1 protein-coding gene is annotated in these 12,802 nt (G+C 71.7%); it reads left to right on the forward strand.

The annotated features are described in order from the left end of the window. Positions 1-12,802 (forward strand): amino acid adenylation domain-containing protein (locus tag ACWPOB_RS28255; RefSeq protein ID WP_455402843.1); only part of this gene is annotated, 12,802 nt, incomplete at both ends.

Raw genomic sequence — 12,802 nt, forward strand, 5'->3', positions numbered from 1 at the left:
ACGTCAACGGCAAGCTCGACCGCAGGGCGCTGCCGGCGCCGGTGTTCGAGGCCCGGGAGTTCCGGGCCCCGACCACCGTCACGGAGGAGGCCGTGGCGCGGGTGTTCGCCGAGGTGCTCGGCCTCGAGCAGGTCGGTCTCGACGACGACTTCTTCGAGCTCGGCGGCAACTCCCTGCTCGCCACCCAGGTGGCATCCCGGCTCGGTGCCGCGCTCGACGTCCGGGTGCCGATCCGCGCGCTGTTCGAGTCGCCCACCGTCGAGGCGCTCGCCGTGTCCGTCCAGCACCAGAGCGCCGACGCCCGGCGGCCGCTCGAGGCGCGGCAGCGTCCCGAGCGGATCCCGCTGTCGCTGTCCCAGCAGCGGATGTGGTTCCTCAACCGCTTCGACACGGACACCGCCGCGTACAACGTGCCGATGGCGATCCGGCTGACCGGAACGCTCGACGTCGCGGCGCTGCAGGCGGCGGTCGGTGACCTCGTCACCCGGCACGAGATCCTGCGCACCTACTACCCGGAGACGGCCGAGGGCCCGATCCAGGTCGTCGTGCCCGCCGCCCAGGCCGAACAGGATCTCACCCCGGTCGCGGTCGGTGAGAACGACATCGTCGCGGCCGTCCGGGAACTCGGCGCCACGACCTTCGACGTCACCATCGAGGTGCCGTTGCGGGTGCGGTTGTTCCGGCTCGCCGCGAACGACCACGTGCTCGCCCTGGTCGTCCACCACATCTCGGCCGACGGTTCGTCGGCGGGCCCACTCACCCGGGACCTGATGCAGGCCTACATCGCGCGTTCGCAGGGCGAGTTCCCCGCGTGGGCGCCGTTGCCGGTGCAGTACGCGGACTACGCGCTGTGGCAGCGGGAGGTCCTCGGGTCCGAGGACGATCCGGACTCGGTTGCGGCGAAGCAGGTGGCGTACTGGAAGAACGCGCTGGCCGGTCTGCCCGACCAGCTGGACCTGCCCACCGACCGGCCGCGCCCGGCGGTGCAGTCCTTCGCCGGCGCCCGGACCGGATTCGCCGTCGACCCGGAGCTGCACGCCCGGCTGATCGACCTCGCCCGTCGCAGCAACACGACGCTGTTCATGGTGATGCACACCGCCCTCGCGGTGTTCCTCGCGCGGATGTCCGACACGGACGACATCGCGATCGGCACGCCCATCGCCGGGCGTGACGAGCGGGCGCTGGACGATCTGATCGGCATGTTCGTCAACACCCTGGTCTTCCGCACGCAGGTCCAGCCGGATGCGGCGTTCGAGGACCTGCTGGCGCAGGCCCGCGAGGCCGACCTGGGGGCGTTCGCCAATGCGGACGTGCCGTTCGAGCGGCTCGTGGAGGTGCTCAACCCCGTCCGCTCCACCGCGCGGCACCCGTTGTTCCAGGTGGGCCTGTCGTTCCAGAACGTCGCCCAGTCCCGGCTCGAGCTGCCGGGTCTGACCATCGCGAACGTCGACGCGGACATGCAGATCTCCCAGTTCGACCTGCATCTGATCGTCACCGACCGGCATGCCGAGGACGGTGCCGCGGCCGGTGTGACCGGCTTCTTCACCTACGCCACGGACCTGTTCGACGAGTCCACGGTGGCCGGCTTCGCCCGCCGCTTCCTGCGGTTGCTCGAAGCCGTGGTGGCGGACCCGTCGCTCCCGGTGGGCGATGTGCCGCTGCTCGACGCCGCCGAACGGCTCCGGGTGCTCGAGGGCTGGAACGACACCGATCACGCCGTCGACACGTCGGTGACCCTGCCCGACCTGTTCGACGCGCAGGTGCGCCGGACTCCGGACGCCACGGCCTTGTTCTTCGAAGGTGAGACGCTCACCTACGGCGAATTCGATGCCCGGGTCAATCGTCTTGCCCGTCGCCTGATTTCGGCGGGGGTCGGCCCCGAGTCGACGGTCGGCCTGGCGATGCGCCGGTCGATCGAGCTCCTCGTCGGCATGTACGCCGTCGCCAAGGCCGGTGGCGTGTACGTGCCGCTCGACCCGGATCAGCCGGCCGAGCGGACCGGGTACATTCTCGACGCCGCGGCTCCGGTGGTGGTGCTGACCACCGAGCGGGACGCGGTCGAGCTGCCGGGGGACAGGTCTGTCCTGCACCTGGCGATCGACACGGCGGATCTGTCGTCGTTCACCGCCGACCCGGTCACCGACGCCGAGCGGCGGGCGCCGCTGCGGGCGTCGAACACCGCGTACGTGATCTTCACCTCCGGTTCGACGGGCAAGCCGAAGGGTGTGGCGGTGCCGCACGGCGCGATCGTGAACCAGTTGCTGTGGAAGCGCGAGCACTTCGGTCTCGGATCGCAGGACGCGGCGCTGCTCAAGACCGCGGCGACGTTCGACCTGTCGGTATGGGAGTTCTGGTCGGCCCTGGTCTCCGGGGGCCGGTTGGTGATCGCCACGCCGGAGGGTCACCGCGATCCCGGCTACCTGAACGTCCTGATGGCCGCGCAGGAGGTCACCACCCTGCATGTGGTGCCGTCGATGCTCGAGGCGCTGCTCGTCGACTCCGACGGGGTGCTGCCGAGGTCGCTGCGCCGGGTGCTCGCGATCGGTGAGGCGCTGCCGGCGGCGACGGCGCAGCGGTTCCTGCGACACAACAGCGCGCAGCTGGTCAATCTCTACGGCCCGACCGAGGCCGCGGTGTCGATCACCGCGGGCGACGTGGTGGACGACGCGGGTGCGTCGGTGTCCATCGGTGTGCCGGAATGGAACTCGCGGGTCTACGTGCTGGACGGGCGCCTGCATCCGGTGCCGGTCGGCGTGTCCGGTGAGCTGTACCTCGCCGGTGCGCAGCTGGCGCGCGGCTACCACGGCCGGGCGGATCTGACGGCGGAGCGGTTCGTCGCCTCCCCGTTCGGGGACGGCGAGCGGCTCTACCGCACCGGCGACCTCGTCCGGTGGGACTCCACCGGCCGCTTGGAGTACCTCGGCCGCAGCGACTTCCAGGTGAAGGTGCGCGGATTCCGCATCGAGCTCGGCGAGATCGAGGCCGCGCTGCGCGGCGCCGACGAGGTGCGCGACGTGGCGGTGATCGCCCGGGAGGACGACCGGGCGGGCACGCAGCTCGTGGCGTACCTGGTTCCGGAGACGGGCGCGGTGCTCGACATCGCGCACGTGAAGTCCGGCCTCGCCGGCGCGTTGCCGTCGTACATGGTGCCGGCGGCGTTCGTGGTGCTCGAGGCCCTGCCGCTGAACGTCAACGGCAAGCTCGATCGTAAGGCGCTGCCGGAACCGGTGTTCGAGGCGCGGCAGTTCCGCGCTCCGAGCACCCCCGTCGAGGAGATCGTCGCGGGCGTGTTCGCCGAGGTGCTCGGCCTCGCCCGGGTCGGCGTCGACGACGACTTCTTCGAGCTCGGCGGCAACTCGCTGCTCGCCACCCAGGTGGTGTCCCGCATGGGGGCCGCGCTCGACGCCAAGATCCCCGTCCGGGTCGTCTTCGAGGCGCCCACGGTCGAGGCCCTGGCCGTCGCGGTCGAGCAGCATTCCGGGGGCGGCGGTCGTCCGCCGCTGGTGCCGCAGCCGCGGCCGGACCGGATCCCGCTGTCGCTGGCGCAGCAGCGCATGTGGTTCCTCAACCGCTTCGACACCGGGTCGGCGGTCAACAACATCCCGGTGGCGGTCCGGCTGACCGGAACGCTCGACGTGGACGCCATGCGGGCCGCGGTGCGCGACGTCGTCGCCCGGCACGAGGTGCTGCGCACCGTCTACCCGGAATCCGACGGGCACGCCTTCCAGGTGGTCCTCCCGGTCGCCGAGGCGGCCCCCGACCTCACGCCCGAATCGGTGTCCGAGGCCGACCTCGTCGCCCGGGTCACCGGGGTGGTCTCCGCCGGCTTCGACGTCACCGAAGAGATTCCCCTGCGCGCCAAGCTTTTCCGGATCGCCGGCGACGACCATGTGCTGGTGTTCGTCGCGCACCACATCAGTGCCGACGGCTGGTCCATGGCACCGCTGACGCGGGACGTGATGATCGCCTACGTCGCGCGCGCGGCGGGGCACGAACCGGACCGGGCGCCACTGCCGGTGCAGTACGCGGACTTCGCGCTGTGGCAGCGGCAGGTCCTCGGATCGGAGGACGATCCGGAGAGCCTCGTTTCCGCGCAGGCCGACTACTGGAAGCGGACACTCGCCGGCCTGCCCGACGAGCTGAACCTGCCCACCGACCGGCCGCGGCCGTCGGTGCAGGCCTTCGAGGGCGGCACGGTCGAGTTCCGCATCGACGCGGCCACCCACCGGCAGGCCGCCGACCTCGCCCGGCGCAGCGGCACGACGCTGTTCATGGTCATGCACACCGCCCTCGCGGTGTTCCTCGCGCGCATGTCCGCCGCCGACGACATCGCGATCGGCACGCCGATCGCCGGCCGCGGTGAGGCCGAACTCGACGAGATGATCGGCATGTTCGTCAACACCCTGGTGTTGCGCAGCCACATCGACGCCGACGCCGGGTTCGCCGAGCATCTCGGGCGCATCCGCGAGAGCGATCTCGAGGCGTTCGCCCACGCGGATCTTCCGTTCGAGCGGCTCGTCGAGATCCTCAACCCCGAGCGGTCCACGGCCCGGCACCCGCTGTTCCAGGTCGCCATGTCGTTCGAGAACCTCCCCGAGACGGGACTCGAGCTGCCCGAGCTGAGCGTGTCCACGGTGCCGTTCGACGTGGACAGCGCCAAGTTCGACCTCGCACTGACCCTGCGTGAGCACACCACCACCGAGGGCGGACCGGACGGGATCTCCGCCGAGTTCTCCTACGCGCGGTCCCTGTTCGACGCCGGCACCGTCGAGGGGTTCGCCGCCCGCTTCGCGCACCTCCTCGACGCGGCGTTGGCCGACCCGGCCCTGCCCGTCGGTGATCTGCCGCTGCTCGCGCCGCACGAACTCAAGCGGCTGACCCGCGTCCGCGGCACCGACGTCGTGAGCGGCGGAACCCTCGCCGATCTCCTCACGGCCGGCGCGTCCCTCGACCCGGACGCCACCGCCGTGCGGTACGAGGGACGGTCGATCACCTACCGCGAGCTCGACGAGGACTCGTCCCGGCTCGCGCGGCTGCTGGTCGAGCGTGGCGTAGGCCCCGAGAACATCGTCGCCGTGGCGTTCCCGCGCTCCTACGACATGGTCCGTGCGGTGTGGGCGGTGGCGAAGGCCGGCGCCGCACACGTGCCGGTCGACCCGTCGTACCCGCCGGAGCGCGTGCGCTACATGCTCTCCGATTCCCGTGCGGCCCTGGGTATCACGGGAACCGCGCACCGGGCCGGCCTGCCCGACGACGCCGAGTGGCTGGTCGTCGACGATCCCGGCCTCGCACCGGACGTCGCGGCCCGCTCGGCGGCACCGATCACCGACGCCGACCGCGTCCGGCCGCTGCGCCCGCAGCACCCTGCCTACCTGATCTACACGTCGGGTTCGACGGGCCGGCCCAAGGGCGTCGTGGTCACCCACACCGGCCTCGGTGGGCTGCTGGACACGATCATCGACCTGTACGGCCTGACGTCCCGCTCGCGGTTCCTGCACATCATGTCGCCGAGCTTCGACCCGTCGGTGATGGAGTGGATCGCGGCGTTCTCCCAGGGCGCAACGCTGGTCGTCGTGCCGTCGACGATCATCGGCGGCCCCGACCTCGCGGATCTGTTCCGCACCGAACGCCCCACCCACACGATCATCACCCCCGCGGTGATCGGCACCGTCGACCCCGAGGGCCTCGACAGCCTCGAGGTGGTCGTGGTCGGTGGGGAGGCCCTGCCGCCGGAGCTGGTGAACCGGTGGGCGCCCGGCCGCACGCTGCTCAACGGCTACGGCCCGACCGAGGCGACGGTCATCTCCACCTATGCGCACGTGCGGCCCGGGGATCCGATCACGATCGGCGGCCCCGTGCGCGGCACGACCGCCCTCGTCCTCGACTCGCGGCTGCGGCCCGTCCCCGTGGGTGTCGCGGGTGAGCTGTACCTGTCGGGTGCCGCCCTCGCCCGCGGCTACCACCGGCGCACGGTGCTCACCTCGGAACGGTTCGTCGCCGATCCGTTCACGGCGGACGGCGCGCGGATGTACCGCACCGGCGACATGGTGCGCTGGCGCGTCATGGACGACAACCGGCTCGAACTCGAGTTCGTCGGGCGCAGCGACTTCCAGGTCAAGGTGCGCGGCTTCCGCATCGAACTCGGCGAGATCGACTCGGCGCTGACGTCCCACGAGACCGTGGAGTTCGCAGCCACGCTGGGCCGCACGACGCCCTCCGGCGGCACCGTGCTCGTCTCCTACGTGCTGCCGAAGGCGGGCGCGACGATCGACACCGCCGCGCTGACCGAGTTCGTCGGCCGCTCGCTGCCGGCGCACATGGTGCCGTCCGCGCTCGTCGTGCTCGACAAGATCCCGCTGACCCCCGTCGGCAAGCTCGATCGCGACGCGCTGCCCGAACCGGAGCTCGACGAACGCGAATTCCGGGCCGCGAGCAATGATCTCGAGGAGACCATCGCCGAGGTGTTCGCCGAGGTGCTGCGCCTCGACCGGGTCGGCGTCGACGAGTCGTTCTTCGCGCTCGGGGGCGACAGCATCGTCTCCATCCAGCTGGTCTCGCGCGCCAAGGCCCGCGGCGTCGTGTTCACGCCGCGTGACGTGTTCGAGCGCCGGTCCGTCGCCGGTCTCGCCGAGGTCGCGACCCGCACCACCGCGGGCGAGGGCCCCGGCGGTCTGAAGGAACTGCCCGGCGGCGGCGTCGGCGAGGTGCCGCTCACGCCGATCATGCGCGAGGTGCTCGGCTGGGGTGGCGGGTTCGACCGCTTCTCCCAGTCCGTGGCGGTGACGCTGCCGAAGGACATCGACCGGGACCTGCTGGTGCGCACCATCGGCGCCGTCGTCGACCACCACGACGCGCTACGGTCGATCCTCGAGCACGACGCCGACGGCGCCCCCGTGCTGCGGGTGCGTGCCGCGGGCACGGTCGACGCCGACGAACTCGTCACCCGTGTCGAAGTGCCCGCCGACATCGACGCCGCCGCGCTCACCGCGGTCGCGTCGCGCGAGCTCGACGCCGCGCTCGACCGGCTCGCGCCCACCGAGGGACGGGTGCTGCGGTTCGTGTGGTTCGACTTCGGACCCGGCGAACGCCCCGGCGTGCTGCTCGTCGTCGCCCACCATCTCGTGGTCGACGGCGTCTCCTGGCGAATCCTGCTGCCCGACCTCGCCGTCGCGTGGGGCCAGGTGGCGGCGGGACAGGACGTCGCGCTGCCGGCGGTCGGCACGTCGCTGCGCCGCTGGGCCCACGGTCTGGTGGACGCCGCGCGCGCCCCCGAACGCCGGGCGGAGCTGGAGCTGTGGCGGTCGGTGCTCGACGGGCCGGACCCGCTGCTCGGTGGCCGCGCGTTCGACCCGGCGGTCGACGTCGCGTCGACCGTGCAGCGTCTCGACGTGAACGTCCCCGCGGCCGACACCGAGGCGCTGCTGACCGCGGTGCCCGCGCTGTTCCACGGCAGCGTCAACGACGGGCTCATCGCCGCGCTCGGCCTGGCGCTGACCCGGTGGCGGCGCGACCGCGGCGTCGACGCGACGTCCGCGCTGCTGAAGTTCGAGGGTCACGGCCGCGAGGAGTCGGTCGTGCCGGGTGCGGACCTGTCCCGCACCGTCGGCTGGTTCACCAGCGCGCATCCCGTGCGGGTGGACCTGACCGGCATCGACGTCGACGACGCCTTCGCCGGCGGCACCGCCATGGGATCCGCCGTCAAGGCCGTCAAGGAACAGCTCCTGGCGATCCCGGACAAGGGCATGGGCTACGGCCTGCTGCGCCACCTCGATCCGGTCGGCTCGCAGATCCTGTCCGCATACACCACCCAGCCGCAGGTGAGCTTCAACTACCTCGGCCGGGTGTCCGCCGCGGACGTGCCCGAGGAACTCGCCGCGATCGGCTGGGTTCCGACGGACGCGCTCGGTGGGGTCGACGCCGCCCTCGACGCGGACATGCCCGCCAACGCCGTCGTCGACATCAACGCGATCGTGTCCGACGGTGCGGACGGACCGCAGCTCGCGGCCGGATTCGCCGTCCCGACCGGCCTGCTCGGCCCGGACGAGGTCGAGTCCCTCGCCGCCTACTGGGTGGATGCGCTCGCGGCGCTGGCCCGGTACGCGAGCGAGCCCGGCGCCGGCGGCCTGACCCCGTCGGACGTGCCGCTCGTGTCGGTGACCCAGCAGGACCTCGAAGCATGGGAGGCGCGCTTCCCGTCGGCGACCGACGTATGGCCGCTGTCCCCGCTGCAGTCGGGCCTGCTGTTCCACGCCCTCATGGACGAATCCAGCGTGGACGTCTACACGATCCAGGCCGTGCTCGACCTCGACGGCGTGGTCGATCCGCAGCGGCTGCGCGGCGCGGCGCAGGCGCTGCTCGACCGGTACCCGAACCTGCGGACGGTGTTCGTCAACGACGCCGCCGGTGCCCCGGTGCAGGTGGTCCTCTCCGACGTGCGGGTGCCGTGGCGCGAGGCCGACCTGTCGCAGCTCGTCGCCGCCGAGGGCGTGCGCGCGACGGTGCCGTTCTGGCGGGAGGAGCAGGCGCGACGGTTCGCGATGGACGAGGCGCCGCTGATCCGGTTCGTCCTCGCGTCGCTCGGCGACGGCCGCTACCAGCTCGGCGTGACCGTGCATCACATCCTCATCGACGGCTGGTCGATGCCGCTGCTGATGCAGGACATGATGATGCTGTACGCCACCCGCGGGGACGCGTCGCCGCTGCCGCGGGCCCGGTCCTACCGGTCGTTCCTGGCGTGGGTCGCCGAGCGTGACCTCGACGCCTCCCGCGCCACGTGGGCCCGGGTGCTCGACGGGTTCGAGGAGCCGACGCTGCTCGCCCCGGCGACCGACCGGCACCCCGGCGCCGAGGGCGCCGACCGCGTGCGGCTGCTGCTCGACAACGACCGCACGGCCGAGATCGCCTCGGCCGCAGCCCGGCTCGGCGTCACCGTCAACACCCTCGTCCAGGCGGCGTGGGGCGTGCTGCTCGGCCGGTCGACCGGACGCGACGACGTCGTCTTCGGCGCCACCGTGTCGGGCCGGCCGGCGGACCTGCCCGGCGTGGAGTCGATGGTGGGCCTGTTCATCAACACCCTGCCGGTGCGGGTGACGTTCGATCCGCAGGAGCCGATCGAGCGGTTCCTGCAGCGCCTGCAGCAGGAGCAGGCCGAGTTGCTCGAGCACCATCATCTGGGTCTCACCGAGATCCAGCGGGTCGCCGGGCCGACCGTGGCGTTCGACACCCTCACGGTGTTCGAGTCCTACCCGCTCGACGAGAAGGGCCTGGCCGACCAGGCGGCGTCGATCGACGGCATGTCGGTCACCGGCGTCGGCACGAACGACGCCACCCACTACCCGCTGAGCCTGTTCATCCATGTCGGATCCGGCATGGAACTCGACCTGCGCTACCAGCGCAGGCTGTTCGACGCGCAGCAGGTCGAGACGCTGCTGGCGCGGTTCGTGCGGGTCCTCGAAGCGATCGCACAGCAGCCGGCGCTGCCCGTCGGCGACGTCGATCTGCTCGACGCGGCCGAACTCGAGCAGATCCTGCACGGGTGGAACGACTCGGACCACGCCCTCGACGGCACCGAACTGCTCCTGTCCCGGTTCGAGGCGCAGGTCCGGCGCACCCCGGATGCGGTGGCGCTGGCCTACGAAGGTGCCGAGCTGACGTACGCCGAATTCGGCGCCCGCGTCAACCGCCTCGCGCGGCACCTGATCTCGCAGGGGGTGGGGCCGGAGTCCCTGGTGGGCCTGGCGATCCGGCGGTCGTTGGACCTGCTGGTGGGCATGTACGCGATCGTCGAGGCCGGCGGGGCATGGGTGCCGATCGATCCGGATCACCCGGTCGACCGCGTCCGGCACATCCTCGACACGGCCGACCCGGTGTGCATCGTCACGACCGCCCGCGACGAGTTCACCGTTCCCGACGGTCTCACCGTCGACGCCGTCCTCGTCGACGAGCTGGATCTGTCGGCGGTCTCGGACGCGCCCGTCACCGACCGGGACCGGCATGCGCCGCTGAGCCCGGACAACACGGCCTACGCCATCTTCACGTCCGGCTCGACCGGCCGGCCCAAGGGTGTCGCCGTCACGCACCGCGCCATCGTCAACCAGACGGCGTGGATGCTCGACGAGTTCGAGATGACGGCGCAGGACGTCTACCTGCAGAAGACGGCCACGACGTTCGACGTGTCGCTGTGGGGCTTCTTCATGCCGCTGAGCGTGGGGGCGAAGCTGGTCGTGGCGACACCCGACGGCCACCGCGACCCGGTGTACGTGGCGGACGTCATCGCCCGCGAGAAGGTGACGATCACCGACTTCGTGCCGTCGATGCTCACGGTGTTCGCCGCCCACGTCGACCGCGAGTCGTGCGCCACGCTGCGCCACATCTTCGTGATCGGCGAGGCCCTGCCGCCGGAGACGATCGAGGGCGTGCGGCGCATCAGCACGGCCGCGATCGACAACCTCTACGGCCCGACCGAAGCGGCGGTGTCGGCCACCTTCTGGCAGGCGCCGGCCGCCGGACCGGTCGATGTGGTGCCGATCGGCGTCCCGGAGTGGAACGTGCGGGTGCTGGTCCTCGACGGCCGGCTGCGGCCGGTGCCGGTCGGGATCCCGGGTGAGCTGTATCTGGCGGGCGTGCAGCTGGCCCGCGGCTACGTCCGCCGCCCGGACCTGACCTCCGACCGGTTCGTCGCGAATCCGTTCGGGGCGCCGGGGGAGCGGATGTACCGCACCGGCGACCTGGTCACGTGGAACGAAGCCGGGGAACTCGAGTACATCGGCCGCACCGACTTCCAGGTGAAGTTCCGCGGTCAGCGCATCGAGCTCGGCGAGATCGAGACGGCGTTGCTGGCGCACGAGTCGGTGAACCAGGCCGCGGTGCTGGTGGTGCCGACCCCGACCGGCGACCAGCTCGCCGGCTATGTCGTTCCCGCGCCGGGACACGAGGTGGACGCCGGCGAGGTGATCGCGTTCGTGACGCGGACGCTGCCGTCGTACATGGTGCCCGCGGCGATCGTGGTGCTCGCGGAGTTCCCGCTGAACACCTCGGGCAAGCTCGATCGCAAGGCGCTGCCCGCGCCGACGTTCGCCGCGCGGGAGTTCCGGGCCCCGACGACTCCGATCGAGGAGATCGTCGCGGGCATCTTCGCCGAGGTGCTCGGCGTGGACCGGGTCGGTCTCGACGACGACTTCTTCGCGCTCGGCGGCAACTCCCTGATCGCCACGCAGCTGGTGGCGCGCCTGGGTGCGGCGCTGGATTCGCGGGTGCCGGTGCGGGTGCTGTTCGACGCCTCGACGGTCGAGGCGCTCGCGGCGCACGTCGAGCAGCACGCCGGATCCGGCGGGTCCGTGCCACTGGTGGCCGGGCCGCGGCCGGAACGGGTGCCGCTCTCGCTCGCCCAGCAGCGCATGTGGTTCCTCAATCGCTTCGACCCGGAGTCGGCGGCCTACAACCTGCCGGTGGCGCTGCGGCTGTCGGGCCGGTTGAACGTCGCGGCGCTGCAGGACGCGATCCGGGACGTGTTCGAGCGGCACGAGGTGCTGCGCACGGCGTACCCGGAAACCGACGACGGTGCGGTCCAGGTCGTGCTGCCGGTGACGGCGGTGGTCCCGGACCTGACACCGGTCGTCACCACCTGGGACGAGGTCGCCGACCGGATCCGCGCGCTGGCCTACACGGGCTTCGACGTGACGTCGGAGGCCCCGATCAGGGTGCGGTTGTTCGCCGTCGGCGAGGACGAGATGATCGTCGCCTTCGTCGTCCACCACATCTCGGCGGACGGCTCCTCGATGGGGCCGCTCACCCGCGATCTCGTGGCGGCGTACGTCGCCCGGTCGACCGGGAATGCTCCGGACTGGGCACCGCTGCCGGTGCAGTTCGCCGACTACGCCCTGTGGCAGCGGCGGGTGCTCGGCGACGAGAACGACCCGGCGTCGGTGGCCGCGAAGCAGGTGACGTACTGGAAGCAGGCCCTGGCGGATCTGCCGGACCAGCTGGATCTGCCGACCGACCGGCCGCGGCCGGTGGTGCAGTCCTTCGCGGGCGGGAAGATCGACTTCACGATCGACGCCGACCTGCACCGGCGGCTGGTCGAGCTGGCGCGGGGCCGGGGCGCGACGTTGTTCATGGCCGTCCACGCCGCGTTCGCGGTGCTGCTGGCGCGGCTGTCGGGCACCGACGACATCGCGATCGGCACGCCGATCGCCGGCCGTGGTCAGCGTGAACTCGACGATCTGATCGGCATGTTCGTCAACACGCTGGTCTTCCGCACCCGGGTCGAGCCCGGCGAGTCCTTCGCCGACCTGCTCGATCAGGCGCGGGAGCGGGACCTGCAGGCCTTCGCGAACGCCGACGTGCCGTTCGAGCGGCTCGTGGAGGTGCTCAACCCCGTGCGGTCGACGGCGCGGCATCCGCTGTTCCAGGTGGGCCTGTCGTTCCAGAACCTCGCGGCGACGAGCCTCGAGCTGCCGGGACTGACCGTCTCCGGCGTGGACGCGGACCTGCAGACCTCGCAGTTCGATCTGCATCTCGTGGTCACCGACCGGTACGCCGACGACGGCGCCCCCGAGGGGATCACGAGCGTGCTCACGTACGCCACGGATCTGTTCGACGAGCCGACCGTCGTGGTGTTCGCGGAGCGGTTCGTGCGGGTGCTCGAGGCGGTCGTGGCGGATCCGTCGGTGGCGCTGGGTGATATCGAGATTCTCGAGGTGGCCGAGCGGGTGCGGGTGCTCGAGGCGTGGAACGACACCGGTCGTGAGGTCGGGGGTTCGGCGACGCTGGTGGATCTGTTCGACGAGCAGGTGCGGCGGGC

The organism is Rhodococcus sp. 2H158 (genome assembly GCF_053764755.1).